We start from the raw sequence: 18,807 nt of genomic DNA on the forward strand, positions 1-18,807 counted from the left end.
GTATAGTGAAATATAACTAATACGAAAAAGTTATTAGTGGTTTTATTTGTAAGTGTTGAAATTTATTTACAAAAAAGAAAAAAGGTTATGGAATAAATGCTCGATTAAGTATATTATTTTGATATAAGAAACCGTGTAAATTAAGTCCTGTTTATGAAATTACAACAACTGCGTTATATTGTCGAAGTATTAAATAATAACCTTAATGTTTCAGCCACTGCTGAGGCTTTGTATACTTCCCAACCGGGGATATCTAAACAAGTAAGGATGCTTGAAGATGAATTAGGTATTCAAATTTTTGGCCGAAGTGGTAAGCATTTAACTCATGTTACCTCTGCGGGACAAGAAGTTATTAATATTGCAACGGAAATACTGTCAAAGGTTGAAGGGATTAAAGCCGTTGCTCGTGAGCACACTCAACCCGATGAAGGTAAGCTACGTATAGCCACAACGCATACTCAAGCAAGGTATGCTCTACCTGAAGTTATTCAAGGTTTTGTTAAAAAGTACAATAAAGTGTCTTTGCAAATGTCACAAGGAACGCCTGCACAAATCAGTGATGCTGCAGCTAAAGGTGAAGCTGACTTTGCTATTGCAACGGAGTCGCTACATTTATATAACGATTTAGTGATGCTGCCATGTTACTACTGGAATAGAAGTATCATTGTTAAGGCTGATCATCCGCTTGCTAAAAAACAAAATATCACGATTAGTGACATAGCTAAGTATTCGTTAGTGACTTACGTTTTTGGTTTTACTGGTCGTTCAGAGTTAGATGCTGCTTTTGAGGCGGAAGGGGCAACACCTAAAATTGCGTTTACGGCAACTGATGCTGATGTTATAAAAACTTATGTGCGTTTGGGGGTTGGCGTTGGCGTAATTGCATCGATGGCAATTGACCCGCGCATTGATAGTGATTTAGTCGCCATTGATGCGAGTCACTTATTTAAGGCTAGCACTACTAAGATAGGCTTTAGACGCGGAAGCTTTTTACGTGGCTACATGTATGACTTTATTGAACGCTTTGCACCACACTTAACTAAAGATATTGTTACCCGTGCCATGCTATTAAAAAATAATACCGAAGTAGATGAATTACTTGCGGATATAGACTTACCTACGCGTTAATGTATTTTTAGGGGAGCTAATCTTTAGTATAAAAACGCCAATTAATCATTAATTGGCGTTTTTGTAGCGAGTTACTCATTAAGCTAAGCGCTACTCAATCATATTATACAAATTGATAAATTTATTGAGTAATTGAGAGTGTGTTTCTCTGTGGTTTTCATCAGGCTTAACACTGTCTATTGGGCAAACATTAACACAAGTTGGTGCATCATAATGACCAACACACTCAGTGCAGTTATCACTATTTATTTCATAAATCTCTGCACCTAATGTAATCGCTTCATTAGGACACTCTGGCTCACACATATCGCAATTAATACAGGTATTTAATATTTTTAATGCCATAGCTTTCTCTTACGCTACTATTTTACTGAGTTATTTACTGAGTTATTTACTGAGTTATTTACTGAGTTATTTACTGAGTTATTTACTGAGTTATTTACTGAGTTATTTACTGAGTTATTTACTGAGTTAGTGATTGATTTAGTAAAGTAATAGTCATTTAATCCGGTTGTTGGAAAGGCTGCCTTGTTGTTCCTTTTTCTGATAAGTAGCGCATAATAATTGCAAAAGATAAATCAATAGAGCATTCAAGGGCAATTAGTACTTTATGCCCCGAGCCTTTAGCATCTGTTATAACTTCGTTATTTTTTGCATTAAGCATATGGCTTAATGTAAATGTATGATTACCTGTGGGAGTCATTAGTTCAAGCTTATCGCCAACTAAAAACTTATTCTTTACATCAATTTCAACTAAACCTGTTGTCTGGTTTCGTCCTATGACTTCACCAACAAATTGCTGCGTATCACTTTTTGAATAACCATAATCATAATTTTGAGTATCACCATGGCGATGACGCTTAAGAAAGCCTTCGGTATAGCCGCGGTGAGCTAGGTGCTCTAAATCGTTATTTAACTTAGGGTTAAAGGGCTTATTTGTCATGGCGTCGTTAATTGCCTGTGCGTATACCTGTGCTGTTCTTGCACAATAATAAAAAGACTTAGTACGTCCTTCAATTTTAAGCGAGTGTACTCCCATATTGACTAATCGTTGTACATGTTCAACTGCACGTAAATCTTTAGAGTTCATGATGTAGGTGCCGTGCTCATCTTCAAAAGCCGGCATATATTCGCCAGGCCTACCTTGCTCTTGTAATAAAACAATATCATCTATTGGGTTATTTTGAGTTGTTTCTATTTTGTTCGAAGGAAGGTAAATACCAACATCGTTAATACTTGTTTCTATTTCGTTGGCTGGGGAGCAAGCGATAATATCACCTGTTTCAGTTTCTTTAGCTTCGTGGGTATCGTACTTCCAGCGACATGAATTAGTACAAGTGCCTTGGTTAGGATCTCGTTTATTAATATAACCAGATAGTAAACAGCGACCCGAGTAGGCCATACATAATGCACCGTGAACAAATACCTCTATTTCCATTTCGGGGCAGTGTATGCGAATATCTTCTATTTCATCGAGTGATAGTTCACGCGACAATATAACCCGCTCAACCCCTTGTTGCTGCCAAAACTTAACCGTTGCCCAGTTAACCGCATTAGCTTGTACAGAGAGGTGAATAGGCATATCGGGAAAATTTTCTCGCACCAGCATAATTAAGCCTGGATCTGACATAATTAAGGCGTCAGGCTTCATGGCAATTACTGGTGCGATATCTTTTAAGAAGGTTTTTAATTTTCCGTTATGTGGCGCTATATTATTAACAAGATAAAACTTTTTCCCTAATGCATGCGCTTCATTAATACCTATTTGAATATTCGGTAGAGTAAATTCGTTATTACGTACCCTTAAAGAGTAACGAGGTTGTCCTGCATAAACAGCATCAGCTCCATAAGCAAAAGCATAGCGCATATTTTTAAGGCTACCCGCAGGGGACAGAAGTTCGGGTTTCATCATTGCGTAACTCGTTAATAATAGTGAGGAGGAAAAGTAGGGCGCGAATTATACTGGTAATAGCGGTTGGCAACAATTTAAAGGCGACGATGTGATGATCTAGATCAATGTTTTAGTAAGGCTCTCAATACCCCAAGTAGGTCAATAAAGACCTTATAGAACATTGCCTTATTTAGTTGAAAAATATTATAAAAAAAAACTAGGATTACATTATTTTGTGCTACTTTTAAAAGTAAGGATAATAAAAATAAAGGTGAATTCATGGCAGCATCAAATGCTTTATATACAATTTTAACGGAAAAAATTAATCAAGATACTTTAGTCTTACCGACATTACCTGAAGTCGCCTTAAAAGTCAGAGCTGCAGCAGATGATCCTGAAATTAATTTAAGTCAGATGAGTGATATTATCGCACAAGATCCTGCGTTATCTTTAGGGATGCTCAAAGTCGCTAATAGTGCCATTTTAGGACGGAGCGTTAAGGTTGAAACGGTGCCTCAAGCAGTAACTCGTATCGGTTTACAACAAATTAAAAGTATTGCTACAGCAATGGCGTTAGAGCAAGTTTTTGTGTCAGATAATGATATTGTAAAGCTGTATATGAAAAAATCGTGGGCAAAAACGATTGATATCGCATCGGTTGCCATTAGTCTTATGACATTATATTTAAAAGAGAATAAACGTACTTCATTAAGCTTAGACACAATAACTCTTGCCGCGTTAGTTCATAATATTGGTGTTTTACCTATTTTAACCGAAGCTGAAAATCATCCTGATGTTTTTGCTAATCCAACGTTTTTACAACAAGCGATCATTAAATTGTCTGGGAGAATAGGCGGAGCTATTACAAGGGCTTGGGGGTTTTCTGATGAATTTACGTTACTTGCAGAAAGCTGGAGTGATTTAACCATTTTACCAAACGAAGTTCATTATTTAGACTTTATTCGTGCTGGTGCTATTTACCATGACGTATTCAAAAACGAAACAACGAAAGAAGCATTACTTGCGAATTATACTAAAAAGGGGATTTTACCTGAGGTTGACTATATGCAGTGTGATGAGTTTTCAGCTATGTGTGCTGAAGTGAAAACGATGTTTACTTAATGAGTAAGCGTTAATCTACGGCTGAGTTAAAGTGAATTGGATTGAGTCAAGGTAACGAATAAGTAAAAGGGAAGTCATAACTTCCCTTTTTTAATAACTCAGCAACAGTTTAACAATAACTAATCTTTATCTAAATAGTCAGTCGTTTTTAATGAGAACTCAGCAAGCAAATCAGTAATAAAGCGGTTTAGCTCTCCTGACATTAGAGCAAAATCTGCGTCAAGTTTTGCAAGTATGTCATCGCTATCGATATCATCATTTTGCTCTTGTAGTACATCGTAAAACTTAAGGCGCTTAACGGCTAAATCGTCACATAAAATAAATGATAATGACTCATCCCATTCTAAAGACACTTTAACAACGTATTTATCAGCATCTAAATGGGCATTTATTTCATCGCTGGTTAAGTCTTGGTTTTTAACACGTACTACAGCGCCATCATCACCTAATGCATTAAATTCAGCTTCCATTCCTAATTGAAAATTAGCACCTAGATTGCGCTCAGTTAACCAATCAGTCATGGTTTCATCAACGCCTACTTCAGGTTGAAAGCTTGTTACTGGCAGTGTACCTAATACTTTTCTTAATAAAGCTAATAAATCTTCAGCTTTACCGCGAGAGCTAGAATTAATAACGATAATATTATTCGCAGGGCTTATATAAGCATGCGTGTCGGTAATACGTGAAAAAGCTCGAGGTAAAAGTTCAAAAATAATATCTTCTTTAAATTGCTCTTTTTCTTTCTTGGTAGCACCGCGGCCTTGTTCTTGTTCTAATAGGTTTACTTTTTCTTCTACCATATCTTTAATAACGGGGGCAGGTAAAATTTTCTCTTCTTTACGTGCGCAAATCAAGAAGTTACCGTTAGCATGATGTAGTACTGAGTCACCATGTTTTCCTAAGGCATTTACCCAACCAAAGTGCGCTATTTCAGTTGACCCTAATGGGGTGAATAGGTGTTCTGATAAGTGCTTTTCTAAATCTTGCTCAGACCATTCAAATGGGCGAGTGAATGCAAAAAAGTATAGGTTTTTAAACCACATATATAATTCCTAGGGAATGAAAAGACATTTTGGCGAATATCATACCTGAAAAATATTTTTCAGGCATTACTTTTGCCATAATGCCTATGGGAGTCGGTGATAATTACGAGTAGCGCATATCAGGTAATTCAATATGATAATGTAACCCGCCGCTGGTTAGGTTTTTAGCCGTTATAGTGCCATTAAGTGTATTAAGAACAAGGTTTTTAATAATATGAGTACCTAAACCTGTACCACCTGACTCTGCTTTAGTTGTGTAAAATGCATCAAATAGTTGCGGTAATTTTTCTTCGGGTACTCCACAGCCATTGTCTTGGTAATCAATAGAGAGTCGTTGTTCATTTAAATTAACCGCGATAATTATTTTTCCATGCTCAATATGCTCTAGACCATGAAGTATTGAGTTCATTATTAAGTTAATAATGATTTGTGCTATTGCACCAGGGTGGCTATATAATTCTATAGACTTGTCGCACAGTATATCAATGGTGTGCTGAGTTTTCTTTAGTTTAGGGTGTATGGATTGAATTATTTCATCAATATACTTTGCCACATTAATCAGTCTAACTTTATCGTTGGCTTGATCAACGGCAACTTGCTTAAAGCTGGCAATGAGGTCTGAGGCTCGATGTAAGTTACCTAATAATAGTTCAGTGCTATTATTCGCCTGCTCAATAAATCCTTCAATTGAACGTTTTGATATAGTTTTTGCCTGAGTTTCTTTTTCTAAATTATGTATCAAATCTAATAAGCAGCTTGCCGAGGTAATACTTACGCCGATAGGCGTGTTAATTTCATGTGATACTTCAGCGCTTAATAACCCTAGCGATGCCATTTTTTCAGACTCAAGTAGCCGATCCTGTGCTTTACTTAGCTCTGTAATTGAGTTTTTTAACTCATTGTTAGTTAACATTAAGGTACTTTCGGTTTTACTACGGCGTGTATTTTCAGCTTGTAGTTGCTCTTGCTGTTGAAACATTTCTTTTTGTTGTCGTTCCATTTTCAGCATCATACTACTTAATGATGAAGTTTTTTTAGCGACTTCTTGCTCTAGCAACAAATTTTGTTCATCAAGTTTATCATTGGCGGTATTGGTTTCACGTTGTGATAGAGCAAGTTTATCTTTAAAGTCGATTAATTCATCAATAAGGTTGTTATAAGCATCTTCAAGAATATTCAACTCGTTTTTTTCATAATTCATTGTATGTAGCTTTGATACTTCAGGGTCGTTAATATCAAGTTGCTTTATTTGTTCTGTAAGCTCTTGCAAAGGTTCAGTTAAAAATTTATTGAATGCTAATAAAAATAAAAAAACGAGAAAGGCTGTTTTAAGCATGGCATTACCAATTAAAAAGTAAATACCTACCTCAATACGACTAAAAATAACGTGGTTACTCGATAATAGCGTTACGGTACCAACGGTTGTGGTTCTACCTGAAAATTCAAATATTAAAGGAAATGAATGACCAAATAAACCTTGGCTTAGTGAGTTAATGCTTTGATGTTCATTTTTTACTTCGCTATCACCATTTTCAGACGGGGTGTTTTCAGGCAGTATTTCACCGAGCTGAGTAATAATATTATTAGACTCATCGGTAACCGTGATCCCTTTAATCATTGGGATTGCAATTAACCCTTCAGAGATATCAATTGCTTGTTGAGTATTAAGCTCCCAAACCGCGCGAGTTAAGCTACCACTAATGGTTTTTTGTAGTGTTAATAGCTCGCTGTTGATATGGCTTTTTGTATTAAAGTATTCAGCAATAATTTGAATGCCAGTAACGCTGACCGTTAAGACAAAATAGACCGATAAAACTCGGGTTAATAATTTTCTCGAAATGCTAGTTACTTTCATTGAGTTTACTTACTTCTCTGATCTCATTTAAGTTGTACTAATTTTAGCTAGTTTTCATTAATAATGCGCGAAAATAAAAACAATGGTCTAAAATTCTTTAAGTAACCACTGTACTTGATCCAAATGTTATTGAAAACATATTGATAGCGATAATTTATGTCTCTATTTTTAGATGTGCAATAAGATTAATTAATACGGTGTCATATTACTGTAATGAAACAGTCATAAAATCATTATTAATTAGTCATCTTTACTTAATATTTGATGAGTCAACAAGTAAAATAGTTAGTATAATTAAGGTATAGCGTATGAAATTATTAAAAAAGTATATGGTATTAGCGATGAGCTCAGCTCTTTCTCTTTCGGCAATTGCAGCTGAAAAAGAACAAGAAGAAGAGATCATTGATTTTTACGGTAAGTTAAATATTTCTATTCAGGCAACAGAAGAAGGTGATGATTCTTTTAATGAAATGAAAAGTAATGCCTCGCGAGTTGGTGTAAAGGGGCAATACACATTAGATCACGGCCTAACCGCTATTTATCTATTAGAATGGCAAGTGAATGTTAATGATGATGATAAAGATACCTTAACGGCAAGAAACCAATGGGTTGGTATTAGAGGGAGCTTTGGTGAGTTAACCGTAGGTCGTTCTGATACCGCGTTGAAAGTGTCACAAGGTAAGTTTGATTTATTCAATGACTATGAGGGGGACTTAAAGCATTTGTTTATTGGTGAAAATAGAGTATCCGATGCAATTACTTATAAGTCACCCGTTTTTAGTAAGCTGCAGTTTTTAACGAGTTATATTATTTCAGATGATCGTGATGCTGATGACCCTTATTCAGTTGGTGTTTTTTTTGGTGATCTTAACTTGAAAAAAGATGATTTCTTTTTATCAATTGCCCACGATGAAAATATGCCCGTTGGCTTTAAACGTACAGATGGTACAAAGTCAACAGAGGCATTAGCGAATACGCGTATTACAGGTATGTATCAATTGGGCGATATGCGCCTTGGTGCTATGTTTGTTGATAGTGAGGTTGGCTCAACAGGTAAGGCTGAAAACGGTTATGCCGTGAATGCCTCGTACAAATTAGGTAAAGTTCTGGCGAAAGTAGAGTATCAGGAATTTGCTGGCGCAGACTCTATTAGTGTGGGAGCAGATTATAAACTAGGTAAAAATACTAAGGTATATGCTTGGTATACTGATAGAGAAGGCAATAATTATCTCGCCGATGATGGTTTTACTTATGCTTTGGCTGAAGAGGGAACGTATTTCGCGATAGGTATGGAACAAAAGTTTTAATGATACTGATGTAAGTATGAGATCTTTGTTTATTTGAATCGTTAATAACATTGTTATTAACGATTTTTATATTTTACGGGCGAGTAGAAATTTAATTCTTGCTAGAAAGCATAAAGTTTTACTTTTGTCATAAAAGTGTCATCTAGTTTTTGCACAATGTTATTACTAAGCTACTACCAAGTTATTATGTTAACGGGTTAGACCAGTTATACTAAACATATTAAAGTATAGCCAACTTACTCGTACGGTAATATTTATCAGGATGTGTATATGAGTCGTCAAATTTTAGTTGTGGAAGATGAAACCCCGATCAGGGAAATGATCACTTTTGTGCTTGAACAAAATGGTTTTAATGCGATTGAGGCGTGTGACATTGACCAAGCCTTACAGAAAGTAAATGAGCCCTACCCAGATCTAATTTTACTCGATTGGATGCTGCCAGGGGGGACAGGCGTAAAATTAGCTAAAAAATTAAAACAAAGTGAGTACACCCGTAATATTCCTATTATTATGTTGACCGCGAGAGCAGATGAAGATGATAAAGTTGCAGGGTTTGAAGCGGGAATTGACGATTATATTACTAAGCCTTTTTCACCGAAAGAGCTTATTGCGCGTATTAAAGCGGTAATTCGTCGTGTATCCCCAACCTCATTAGAGGAAGATGTTGAGTTTCATGGTTTGAAGCTAGACCCCGTTGCTCATCGCGTTGCAATTAATGATGAGCATTTAGACTTAGGACCAACTGAATTTCGTTTATTGCACTTCTTTATGACACACACTGAGCGAGTTTATTCTCGTGAACAATTACTTGATAATGTTTGGGGGACTAATGTTTATGTTGAAGATCGTACCGTTGATGTGCATATTAGACGCTTAAGAAAAGCCATTTCTGGTAATGGTCATGAAGACTTTATTCAAACGGTACGTGGTGCTGGTTATCGCTTTTCTGGAAAGCTCACTAAAACAGCGTAGTTGTAATTCACAACGCTGTTTTACTTTCACTCAATAAGATAACCTTTAGGCAACTATGTATTTCCGTTTATCTATGCGTCGTATTGTTTTACGACTAATTTATCTCTTTATTATTAGTGCCGCTCTTGGTTATCTTATTGGGCATACTTTACTGGTAATGCTATTGGCAACTGTCTTTGTATTAACATGGCATTACCATCATCTCTTTAAACTGATTAATTGGCTATGGCAGTCAAAGGCTATTTCTCCTCCGCAATCTCAAGGGATATGGGGCGTTATTTATGACGGCTTATACCGACAAATTAGGCAACAAAGAGCTAAACAAAAACAACAAAATGAAAAAATACGCCGTTTTCGTGATGGTGCTGAGGCATTGCCTGATGCAGCTCTCATGTTGACACAAGAGTTAACTATTGAGTGGGCAAATAAAAAGGCTCAACGAATTCTTGGAGTTCGTTGGCCAAGTGATTTTGGGCAACGTATTGATAACTTACTACGAGCGCCAGAGTTTGCTGATTACTTAAGTAAGGCGTCTTTTGATTCACCTTGCTTGGTTGTGTCTCCTGTAAATGCTGAAGTGCAACTAGAAATTCGATTAATGGCCTATGGTAGCGAAAATATTTTGTTACTTGCTCGAGATATTTCAAATATTCATCGCTTAGAGCAGATGCGTCGTGATTTTGTTGCTAATGTTTCACATGAGTTAAAAACCCCACTAACGGTTGTTCGTGGTTATGTAGAAATGATCCAGTCATCGGAAGAGGACTTTGACGCACATTGGCAAAAAGCGTTTTCAACCATCGAGGGGCAAGTATCTCGAATGGACCGACTTGTTGAACAGTTGCTTAACTTGTCTAAAGTTGAAAATAATAATGATGATGAGAAGCAGCCAGTTAATATGGCGTATTTAATTAGTACGCTCGTTGATGATGCTAAATGGCTTAATCAAGAAAAACAGCATAAAATCACGTTAAATATAGCGACTGATGTTGCCGTTATGGGAATCGAAACCGAGCTTAAAAGCGCATGTTCTAATTTATTATCTAACGCTATTGCCTATACGCCTCCTCATGGAGAAATAGCGGTCAGTTGGGAAAAAGAGGGTAATAAAGCGAAATTTTCAGTGAAAGATAATGGCGATGGGATAAAGCCAGAGCACTTAAACCGACTAACAGAGCGCTTTTATCGTATTGATCGTTCTCGCTCTCGCGATACCGGTGGCTCAGGTTTAGGCCTTGCGATAGTTAAACATGTTTTACACCATCATCAAGCAGAGTTGGTGATTAATAGCCATTGGGGACAAGGTAGTGAATTTACGATTTTTTTTGATCCTAGTACACTTACCGCTACTAATAAAACCAAGTAACTATATTACCTATTCTTAATGCTGGGCATGCCGTTCAGTATCGTTTTTACTTAAGAGTAACTTAAAGCCAACCAGCACTAAGTTACTCGTCTATTTATTATAAAAACAACATCTCGTCATATTAGTGTCATATTGTTTAAATATAATTGTCACATAAAGTTCTTATAGTGTTGTTAATCAAGACATAGAAAATTCTTATTGGAGATAACCATGGGTTTAAAGAAAATATTTACTGCAATGAATTTGGCAGCAATGACATTAGCAAGTAGCGTAAGTTTATCAGCAGCTGCCTTAGATGAAGCTTTACCTGAATATAAAAAAGTAAGCGGTATTTCTGGCAATGTATCATCGGTTGGCTCTGACACATTAGCGAATATGATGACTTTTTGGGCAGAAGACTTTAAACGTATATATCCAAATGTAAATATACAGATTCAAGCGGCTGGATCATCTACTGCGCCACCAGCCTTAACTGAGGCTACATCAAACTTAGGCCCAATGAGTCGTAAAATGAAGTCGCGAGAAATAGAGGCATTTCAAAAGCGTTACGGTTACAAGCCAACTCGCGTCAGAGTTGCCATTGATGCTCTGGCAGTTTTTGTACATAAAGACAATCCATTAGAAGGTTTGTCGATAGCACAAGTTGATGCCATTTTTTCAAATAATCGTAAATGTGGTTTAAATGAGAGTGTTGAACGCTGGGGAGATTTAGATTTAACTGGTGCTTGGGTTGGCAAAGATATTCAATTGTATGGTCGTAACTCAGTATCAGGTACATACGGATATTTTAAAAAGAAAGCACTATGTAAAGGTGACTTTAAAAATAATGTTAATGAACAACCTGGCTCAGCTTCTGTAGTACAGTCTGTTTCGGCATCACTTAACGGTATTGGGTATTCAGGTATTGGTTATAGAACATCAGGCGTAAGAGCACTACCTTTAGCTAAAAAAGGCGGTGAATTTATTGAGGCAACGACAGAAAATGCGGTTTCAGGTAAATACCCATTATCGCGTTACTTATATATTTATGTAAATAAACACCCTAATAAACCATTAGCACCAATGGAAGCTGAATTTTTGAAGCTGATTTTATCTAAGTCAGGTCAAAAAATAGTTGAAAAAGATGGCTATATTCCTTTGCCTAACTCAGTGGTAGAGAAAGAGTTCAAAAAATTAGGGCTAACACTTTAAGTTTAGTAAAGTAAGTTTATTAATAAACTCACTCTACTAAAAAATGCCACGTATTAACGTGGCATTTTTGTTGGTCAATCACTTAAATAATGCGCTAAATTAATGGAAGCTATTAATAGAGCCTATAGGTGAAGCTAGCGGCTGATGTCTACCATTAAGTCATCTGCAGTATCTTCTAGGGCACTAATTAACGGATCTATATCATGCTCAGCTAAAGCTATTTTTACTTTCGCTTTGAAGATGGCTTGTCCAGTATGGGGAGCGTTATCTTGTGCGCTAACTAATTTTAATAAATTACCACCGTTATGGTGAATTACTGAAGAAAGCTCTTGAATAATACCTGCTCTATCATTGGCAGTAATATCAAGCACTAAGTTACTTTCAACGGTTGGAATATTAGGCTCTGCAAGCTCAATTTGACATGATAAGCCCGGTATTGCTTTTAACGCTAAAGTTAATGCTTCGCTATATTGCTGCTCTACTGCCACTTCGATAACACCAGCAAAAAAACCAGAGAGGTGATGTAAACTACTGACCTGCCAATTACCATGATTTTCACGGACTATTTTAGATAAAGTATCAACTAGACCGGTTTTATCTGGGCCAATACAAGAAATGATAAGGTGATTCATTCAGTGTCCTTAATTATTTGAGAGTATATTCTTTGATAAGTGATTGTCTGATAAATTAATTGTCAGGTAAACGTGATAATTGGCTTAGCTCTCTACTCAGTTGTTCATCATTACCTAAATTGAGCTCTACTAAGCGTCTTAAGTGCGTGACGCTGTCAATATCGATAGCGTTGCAACGTATGCCTGTTTCGTGTTCATGCTCATGAACAACGGCAATGTGCATGGTTACTTTAGACTCACCATCAGAAAGGAAGAACTCTAAGGTGCCAAGTTTACCTTTTAAAACATCACTTGAGTCTTTAACCGTAACTAATGCGCCATTAAGTGATATATCATGAAGCGCTACTTCATAAACCCTGTCTTCAATGTGTAGCGCTGCTTTGATCGAAAATAATATTCGTGTAAATTGTCGTCTATTTTCCATTGAAACCAATACATACTAAGGAAGTGTGTATTTAGCATAGCTGGCTTTTATTAAAAAGTAAAAATTAAAAAGGCAGGTAAAATAATGATTTTACCTGCCTTTTTATCGGTTTTATTGAGCTATATTATGCGCTGATTTTTTTATACTTTATTCTGTGCGGTTCAGTTGCTGCAGGGCCTAATGTTTTCTTTAACCATGCTTCATAATCGGTAAAGTTACCTTCATAGAAGTTAATTTTACCTTCATCGCGGTAGTCTAAAATATGTGTGGCGATACGGTCTAAGAACCAACGGTCATGAGAGATAACCATTGCACAACCAGGGAACTCGAGTAATGCTTCTTCAAGTGCACGTAACGTTTCAACATCTAAGTCGTTGGTTGGCTCATCAAGTAATAATAAGTTACCACCGGTTTGTACAAGCTTTGCTAAATGAACACGGTTACGCTCACCACCTGATAAATCACCAATGATCTTTTGTTGATCGTTACCCTTAAAGTTAAAACGACTTACATAAGCACGACTTGGAATTTCAAAGTTACCAATTTGTAAAATATCGTGGTCTTGAGAGATTTCTTGGTAAACTGTTTTGCTATTATCCATGTCATCGCGGAACTGATCAACGCTGGCTAATTTTACGGTATCACCTAAAGTTACTTCACCTGAGTCTGGTTTTTCAGCGCCTGACATCATTTTAAATAAAGTTGATTTACCCGCGCCATTTGGTCCAATAATGCCAACAATCGCCCCTTTAGGGATACTAAAGCTTAAATCGTCGATAAGCACTCTATCACCGAAAGATTTAGTTAAATTCTTAACATCTAAAACTTTATCACCTAAACGTGGGCCAGGTGGAATATAAAGTTCATTAGTTTCGTTACGTTTTTGATGATCTTGGCTATTAAGTTCTTCAAAACGATCCATACGCGCTTTACTTTTAGATTGACGAGCTTTTGGATTTGAACGTACCCACTCAAGCTCTTGCTTAATGGTTTTTTGTAGAGCACTCTCTGCTTTGCTTTCTTGTTCTAAGCGAGCATCTTTTTGTTCAAGCCATGATGAGTAGTTACCTTCCCATGGAATACCATGGCCACGGTCAAGCTCTAAAATCCAACCCGCAACATTATCTAGGAAATATCTATCATGGGTAATGGCTACCACAGTTCCAGAATAATCGTGTAAGAAACGCTCTAACCAAGCAACAGACTCTGCATCTAAGTGGTTGGTTGGCTCATCAAGTAATAGCATGTCGGGTTTTTGCAGTAATAAGCGACAAAGTGCAACACGGCGACGCTCACCACCACTAAGTACCTTTACTTGCTGTTCCCAAGGCGGCAAACGTAATGCGTCTGCAGCACGCTCTAATACGTTGTCAATATTATGGCCATCTTGAGTATTAATAATGTCTTCAAGCTCACCTTGTTCTTTTGCTAAAGCGTCAAAGTCAGCGCCTTCAGCTGCATACTCGTTATACACTTCATCAAGGCGTTTTAAGGCATTTTTTACCGTAGCAACGGCTTCTTCGACAATTTCACGAACTGTTTTTTCTTCGTCTAAAACCGGCTCTTGAGGTAAATAACCAATGTTAGTACCGCTTAGTGCTTTAGCTTCACCTTCAAAATCGGTGTCAACACCAGCCATAATGCGAAGTAGGGTAGATTTACCTGAGCCATTTAAGCCTAAAACACCGATTTTAGCGCCAGGGAAAAATGATAACGAAATGTCTTTTAAAATAGTACGTTTAGGAGGCACCACTTTACTAACGCGGTGCATCGACATTATGAATTTGTCTGGTAGTGGCTGAGCCATAAAAAACCTTTTACTTATCTAAGTTATTGTTGCGCTCATTTTAGATTAGTTAAGGTGATATAAGCAAATTGATTTGTTGTAAGTTGTTAAGAAGATTAACAACCGTTAGCTAATTATTTACTGATGTGGTTATTGCTTAAAAGCTATAAACCAAAACGGCTGCGGTTTGTGTGTCAGTATTTTCTTTTTCGTCATCAACTTTTGAGTTGTAATCAATAATAAAACTAAGCTTTATTTGTAATGAGTCGATGAGTTTACTGGTGATTGAAGTTTCGGTTTTATATAAACTATTTTCACCCTTTTCAATAGCATGTTTTGCGATAACTAATTGCTTAAACTCAATATGCTCATTAATCTTTCTAATATACAGGGCTTGTGCTTGTAACATTAAGGTATCACGCGTTTCACTATGTAAACCATTATCAAGCTCTTCTTGACTAATTCTTGTGACATCTCGTTTAAAGCCTGGGCCTATATCGGCATCTAAGCTTGCTTTACTGGTTTCAAACCAACGTCGCCCCCAGCCTGTTGATAATGACGCCTGTGATTTAAAACTAGAAAAGCGATTATCTTCATAAGATAAGTTACCGTAAAGGTAGTTGCGTTTTGCGGTATTGATAGTGTAGTTAGTTTGCGTGACTATGCTCCACTTGTTGTCGGTAGTTTCAAAGTTTTTACCCCCTTCGCTGTCGGTGCTTTCTGTTTTCTTTATTAATGAGTCAAATGAGACCAAGCTACGCCATAAGTTTTTTTCAAAGCGAAAATCAACACCGGCTTTCATATCGGCGCTGCGAGTATTGCCCGTTAAATAGAGAAAGCCTAGTTGCGCAGATGCGGAGAAAATAGGAGCGACTTTGACCGGCTGTTGTTGTGCTTTTTCTAAACTTGATAAAATGTCTGCCGTTGTTGCAATACTTGCATGATTACTTTTTATGGCCTTCGATGACTTAGAATAACCTTTAGCGGCAATAGGTGTAGAAAGTAAGCTAATGAAGGTGAGTGATATTAGTGATAATGCAATACGGAACATAAGACTTCTAATTAGTGTTTTTATGGTTTTAATAAATGGCTATTTTAAGCGTGGAGTTAAACGGTTAATTTTTAAGTATACCTAAGAGGCATTTAACAGTGCAATGGCACGTAATGATAAAAGTGATTAATTTCGATGAAGTACAATAATATTACGTTGTAGTGTTAAATAATAACATTTGCTTAACAATTTTGAGGGAGTAGTGTTGAGTTAGCTAAAGATAAAATAAAGGCAACTCGTTAAGCTGCCTTTATTTTTTATTTCTTTCTTTAATAAGAAACTAAAAGCCTTTAATCAGTGGCTTTAATTTTCCTTGCTGGTAAAGATCAAACATACTGTCTAAGTTGATAGGTTTAATTTTACTTGCATGACCCACGGTATTGAAAGCTTCATAACGCGCTTTACAAATATCATACATAGCATTGGTTGATACTTGTAAGAATTTTCTCGGATCAAATTCGCTAGGGTTTTGTGCTAAAAATTGTCGTATAGCGCCTGTCGCTGCTAAGCGTAAATCAGTATCTATATTAACTTTACGAACGCCATTTTTAATGCCCTGTTGGATTTGCTCAACCGGTACACCATAGGTTTCAGGTATTTCACCGCCAAACTCATTAATGATAGCAAGCCACTCTTGTGGAACAGAAGAAGAGCCATGCATAACTAAGTGAGTTTGTGGGATACGCTGATGAATTGCTTTAATGCGATCAATCGCTAAAATGTCATCGGTAGGTGGGCGAGTAAATTTGTACGCGCCATGTGATGTACCACAAGCAATAGCTAAGGCATCTACTTGTGTTTTATTAACAAAGTCAGCAGCTTCTTCAGGGTTAGTAAGCATTTGCTCTTTAGTTAATACACCCTCAGCGCCAACGCCATCTTCTTCGCCGGCTAAACCTGTTTCAAGTGATCCTAAGCAGCCTAATTCACCTTCTACTGAAACGCCACAAGCGTGAGCCATTTCAACAGTACGACGCGTTACTTCAACGTTATAGTCGTAACTACTTGGTGTTTTGCCATCTTCCATTAATGAACCATCCATCATTACTGATGAAAAGCCTAGTTGGATTGAGCGTTGGCATACGCTAGGAGAAGTGCCGTGATCTTGGTGCATTACTACCGGGATATGTGGAAACTCTTCAATAGCCGCTAAAATTAAATGACGTAAAAAAGGAGCACCAGCGTATTTTCGTGCGCCAGCTGAGGCTTGTAAAATTACTGGGCTATCAGTATCACTTGCGGCAAGCATTATCGCACGTACTTGCTCTAAGTTATTTACATTAAATGCTGGAATGCCATATTCATACTCTGCTGCATGATCTAGCATTTGACGCATTGAAATTAAAGCCATTGAGATACTCCTAAGTATTTTGAGGTGGTCATTTTTGATGGTGGTGTTGAAAGTTTTTATTTGTACGGTCAAAATTATATCAGAATACGAATATTTCTGTCAGCGCTATTTTTCATAAATTTGCATTTTAAACGACTGTGCTACTGTTGGGTTGTTTTTTGTTCGAAACTTACAATAAATACAAACAAATATCCTGCTCTTTGGTTTTTTTACTGTTTTATTTGTGAAAGTTAACAACATAAGTCGGTTTGTTGTTTTGAAATGTTTTAGTTGCTATTTTAAGGGTAGACTAGGTTTGGAGAGTAAGCGTAGATTATTAGGTTAATATATTGAACGGTAGGTACTATTTTTCTCTAGCTAATAGCTATAACTCTTGGCGCTATGATCTTCGTAGGCATAATAAATCACCTATAAAAAAGCGAGCTTATAAGCTCGCTTTACTAAATTTAGCACCAAAGCTTTGCAAGATAAGAGCTCGCATGAAGTACTATTGGTTTACTGCATTGTTATTTAGCGCTGGCGCGTTGCTCTAAAATTTCAACAGCAGGTAGCTTTTTACCCTCTAAAAACTCTAAGAAAGCACCGCCGCCTGTTGAAATATAAGAAACTTTATCAGCAATATCATACTTATCAACAGCCGCTAAAGTGTCACCGCCACCAGCGACAGAAAAGGCGCTGCTTTGTGCGATAGCGTGTGAGATAGTTTCGGTGCCTTTAGCAAATGCATCAATTTCAAAAACCCCTACAGGGCCATTCCATAAAATAGTGCCTGCACCCTTAATGATCTCAGCAACTTTAGCCGCTGTTTCTGGACCGTAGTCAATAATGTCATCTTGTGCGTCAACCTCTGATGCTTTTTTAATTGTTGTGGCTGAATCATGTTTCCAGTCACTAAAGCCATCGCGGGTGACCGTAACATCACTAGCAAAAATCACATTAGTTTGTGCGCATAAACGTTGTGCTTCAGGAATTAAGTCGGCTTCAAATAAAGAGTTACCTACTTCGTTACCTGCTGCGGCAACAAAAGTATTTGAAATACCGCCGCCAACAACAATGGTATCTGCTATTTTAGATAATGAATCTAGGACGGTAAGTTTAGTTGAAACTTTTGAGCCACCAACAATCGCAACTAATGGGCGTGCTGGACTTTCAATGGCTTTTGCTAGTGCGTCAAGCTCTGCTGTTAATAGTGGACCAGCACAGGCTGTTGGAGCATATTTTGCTACGCCATGAGTACTTGCTTGTGCGCGATGTGCGGTGCCAAAAGCGTCCATAACAAATACATCACATAGTGCCGCGAGTTTTTTAGCTAAACCGTCATCATTTTTCTTTTCACCGACATTAAAACGAACGTTTTCAAAAATAACCAACTCGCCTGCGGCAACGTCAACACCCTCTAAATAGTCGCTTACTAATCTTACTGGGTAGTTAAGTGCTGCACTTAAGTAATCAGCAACAGGTTGTAATGAAAACTCTTTTGCTGGCTCGCCTTCCGTTGGACGCCCTAAGTGTGACATTACCATGACTTTTGCGCCTGCTTCTAAAGCAAGTTTTAGTGTAGGTAAGGCGGCGCGTAAACGTGCATCAGAGGTGATTTTACCGTCAGATACTGGAACATTTAAATCTTCACGAATAAGTACGCGTTGCTCGGCAAGGTTTAACTCAGACATTTTAATAATCGACATTCT

Annotated in this window: 16 protein-coding genes; 6 read left to right on the forward strand and 10 right to left on the reverse strand. The window is 37.2% G+C overall.

Translation table 11 applies throughout. The annotated features are described in order from the left end of the window. The first annotated feature begins 153 nt into the window (after positions 1–153). Positions 154–1,128, forward strand: coding sequence for an HTH-type transcriptional regulator CysB (gene cysB / locus ABD005_RS06815; RefSeq protein ID WP_215978540.1), 975 nt, complete (start codon positions 154–156; stop codon positions 1,126–1,128). A 90-nt stretch (positions 1,129–1,218) separates the two neighbouring features. Here the strand turns inward: cysB and ABD005_RS06820 are convergent, their stop codons facing one another. Together ABD005_RS06820 and trhP are read right to left on the reverse strand one after the other, a co-directional pair. Continuing rightward, a complete protein-coding gene (locus tag ABD005_RS06820; protein ID WP_343816537.1) occupies positions 1,219–1,473 on the reverse strand; it encodes a YfhL family 4Fe-4S dicluster ferredoxin in 255 nt (84 codons plus the stop codon). Positions 1,474–1,630: 157 nt separating this feature from the next. Beyond that, positions 1,631–3,040, reverse strand: a complete 1,410-nt coding sequence (gene trhP / locus ABD005_RS06825) for a prephenate-dependent tRNA uridine(34) hydroxylase TrhP (RefSeq protein ID WP_343816539.1) — start codon at positions 3,038–3,040, stop codon at positions 1,631–1,633. Between the two features lie 258 nt (positions 3,041–3,298). Here trhP and ABD005_RS06830 point away from each other — a divergent pair, with 258 nt between their 5' ends. Beyond that, on the forward strand, positions 3,299–4,141 hold the full coding sequence (locus tag ABD005_RS06830) for an HDOD domain-containing protein (RefSeq protein ID WP_343816540.1): 843 nt from the start codon (positions 3,299–3,301) through the stop codon (positions 4,139–4,141). A gap of 119 nt (positions 4,142–4,260) precedes the next feature. Here ABD005_RS06830 and rdgC read toward each other — a convergent pair whose 3' ends face one another. Together rdgC and ABD005_RS06840 are read right to left on the reverse strand one after the other, a co-directional pair. Further along, complete coding sequence (rdgC, locus tag ABD005_RS06835) at positions 4,261–5,184, reverse strand: recombination-associated protein RdgC (protein WP_343816541.1); 924 nt, start codon at positions 5,182–5,184, stop codon at positions 4,261–4,263. A gap of 103 nt (positions 5,185–5,287) precedes the next feature. Then, positions 5,288–7,039: an ATP-binding protein gene (locus tag ABD005_RS06840; protein WP_343816542.1), complete on the reverse strand. Its 1,752-nt coding sequence runs from the start codon at positions 7,037–7,039 to the stop codon at positions 5,288–5,290. A 308-nt stretch (positions 7,040–7,347) separates the two neighbouring features. Here ABD005_RS06840 and ABD005_RS06845 point away from each other — a divergent pair, with 308 nt between their 5' ends. The 4 genes from ABD005_RS06845 (at position 7,348) to ABD005_RS06860 (ending at position 11,875) form a co-directional block, all read left to right on the forward strand. Continuing rightward, positions 7,348–8,346 (forward strand): porin, encoded by a 999-nt coding sequence (locus ABD005_RS06845; RefSeq protein WP_343816543.1) that lies wholly within the window; start codon positions 7,348–7,350, stop codon positions 8,344–8,346. 270 nt (positions 8,347–8,616) lie between these two features. Continuing rightward, positions 8,617–9,318 (forward strand): phosphate regulon transcriptional regulator PhoB, encoded by a 702-nt coding sequence (gene phoB, locus ABD005_RS06850; protein WP_215978533.1) that lies wholly within the window; start codon positions 8,617–8,619, stop codon positions 9,316–9,318. 55 nt (positions 9,319–9,373) lie between these two features. Further along, positions 9,374–10,684, forward strand: a complete 1,311-nt coding sequence (gene phoR, locus ABD005_RS06855) for a phosphate regulon sensor histidine kinase PhoR (RefSeq protein WP_343816545.1) — start codon at positions 9,374–9,376, stop codon at positions 10,682–10,684. A gap of 210 nt (positions 10,685–10,894) precedes the next feature. Further along, positions 10,895–11,875 carry a PstS family phosphate ABC transporter substrate-binding protein gene (locus tag ABD005_RS06860; RefSeq protein ID WP_343816547.1) on the forward strand — a complete coding sequence of 327 codons (981 nt, stop codon included), beginning with the start codon at positions 10,895–10,897 and terminating at the stop codon, positions 11,873–11,875. 134 nt (positions 11,876–12,009) lie between these two features. On the opposite strand, the gene ABD005_RS06865 is transcribed toward ABD005_RS06860, so the two are convergent. The 6 genes from ABD005_RS06865 to ABD005_RS06890 all read right to left on the reverse strand — a co-directional run bounded on the left by ABD005_RS06865 (position 12,010) and on the right by ABD005_RS06890 (position 18,804). Continuing rightward, positions 12,010–12,507: a glycine cleavage system transcriptional repressor gene (locus ABD005_RS06865; protein WP_343816549.1), complete on the reverse strand. Its 498-nt coding sequence runs from the start codon at positions 12,505–12,507 to the stop codon at positions 12,010–12,012. A gap of 55 nt (positions 12,508–12,562) precedes the next feature. Then, positions 12,563–12,931: a PilZ domain-containing protein gene (locus ABD005_RS06870; protein ID WP_215978529.1), complete on the reverse strand. Its 369-nt coding sequence runs from the start codon at positions 12,929–12,931 to the stop codon at positions 12,563–12,565. A gap of 124 nt (positions 12,932–13,055) precedes the next feature. Next, positions 13,056–14,738: an energy-dependent translational throttle protein EttA gene (ettA, locus tag ABD005_RS06875; RefSeq protein ID WP_215978528.1), complete on the reverse strand. Its 1,683-nt coding sequence runs from the start codon at positions 14,736–14,738 to the stop codon at positions 13,056–13,058. A 136-nt stretch (positions 14,739–14,874) separates the two neighbouring features. Then, positions 14,875–15,768 (reverse strand): DUF481 domain-containing protein, encoded by an 894-nt coding sequence (locus tag ABD005_RS06880; RefSeq protein WP_343816551.1) that lies wholly within the window; start codon positions 15,766–15,768, stop codon positions 14,875–14,877. Between the two features lie 280 nt (positions 15,769–16,048). Further along, positions 16,049–17,119, reverse strand: a complete 1,071-nt coding sequence (fba, locus tag ABD005_RS06885) for a class II fructose-bisphosphate aldolase (RefSeq protein ID WP_215978526.1) — start codon at positions 17,117–17,119, stop codon at positions 16,049–16,051. 506 nt (positions 17,120–17,625) lie between these two features. After that, positions 17,626–18,804, reverse strand: a complete 1,179-nt coding sequence (locus ABD005_RS06890; protein ID WP_215978525.1) for a phosphoglycerate kinase — start codon at positions 18,802–18,804, stop codon at positions 17,626–17,628. Positions 18,805–18,807: the final 3 nt, after the last annotated feature.

It is taken from the genome of Colwellia asteriadis (genome assembly GCF_039523295.1).
In the GTDB taxonomy this organism is placed as follows: domain Bacteria; phylum Pseudomonadota; class Gammaproteobacteria; order Enterobacterales; family Alteromonadaceae; genus Colwellia; species Colwellia asteriadis.

Excerpts from the sequence above, each read along its gene's own strand:
- cysB (WP_215978540.1), top strand. The coding sequence starts at position 154 with ATGAAATTACAACAACTGCGTTATATTGTCGAAGTATTAAATAATAAC.
- ABD005_RS06820 (WP_343816537.1), bottom strand. The coding sequence starts at position 1,473 with ATGGCATTAAAAATATTAAATACCTGTATTAATTGCGATATGTGTGAG.
- trhP (WP_343816539.1), bottom strand. The coding sequence starts at position 3,040 with ATGATGAAACCCGAACTTCTGTCCCCTGCGGGTAGCCTTAAAAATATG.
- ABD005_RS06830 (WP_343816540.1), top strand. The coding sequence starts at position 3,299 with ATGGCAGCATCAAATGCTTTATATACAATTTTAACGGAAAAAATTAAT.
- rdgC (WP_343816541.1), bottom strand. The coding sequence starts at position 5,184 with ATGTGGTTTAAAAACCTATACTTTTTTGCATTCACTCGCCCATTTGAA.
- ABD005_RS06840 (WP_343816542.1), bottom strand. The coding sequence starts at position 7,039 with ATGAAAGTAACTAGCATTTCGAGAAAATTATTAACCCGAGTTTTATCG.
- ABD005_RS06845 (WP_343816543.1), top strand. The coding sequence starts at position 7,348 with ATGAAATTATTAAAAAAGTATATGGTATTAGCGATGAGCTCAGCTCTT.
- phoB (WP_215978533.1), top strand. The coding sequence starts at position 8,617 with ATGAGTCGTCAAATTTTAGTTGTGGAAGATGAAACCCCGATCAGGGAA.
- phoR (WP_343816545.1), top strand. The coding sequence starts at position 9,374 with ATGTATTTCCGTTTATCTATGCGTCGTATTGTTTTACGACTAATTTAT.
- ABD005_RS06860 (WP_343816547.1), top strand. The coding sequence starts at position 10,895 with ATGGGTTTAAAGAAAATATTTACTGCAATGAATTTGGCAGCAATGACA.
- ABD005_RS06865 (WP_343816549.1), bottom strand. The coding sequence starts at position 12,507 with ATGAATCACCTTATCATTTCTTGTATTGGCCCAGATAAAACCGGTCTA.
- ABD005_RS06870 (WP_215978529.1), bottom strand. The coding sequence starts at position 12,931 with ATGGAAAATAGACGACAATTTACACGAATATTATTTTCGATCAAAGCA.
- ettA (WP_215978528.1), bottom strand. The coding sequence starts at position 14,738 with ATGGCTCAGCCACTACCAGACAAATTCATAATGTCGATGCACCGCGTT.
- ABD005_RS06880 (WP_343816551.1), bottom strand. The coding sequence starts at position 15,768 with ATGTTCCGTATTGCATTATCACTAATATCACTCACCTTCATTAGCTTA.
- fba (WP_215978526.1), bottom strand. The coding sequence starts at position 17,119 with ATGGCTTTAATTTCAATGCGTCAAATGCTAGATCATGCAGCAGAGTAT.
- ABD005_RS06890 (WP_215978525.1), bottom strand. The coding sequence starts at position 18,804 with ATGTCGATTATTAAAATGTCTGAGTTAAACCTTGCCGAGCAACGCGTA.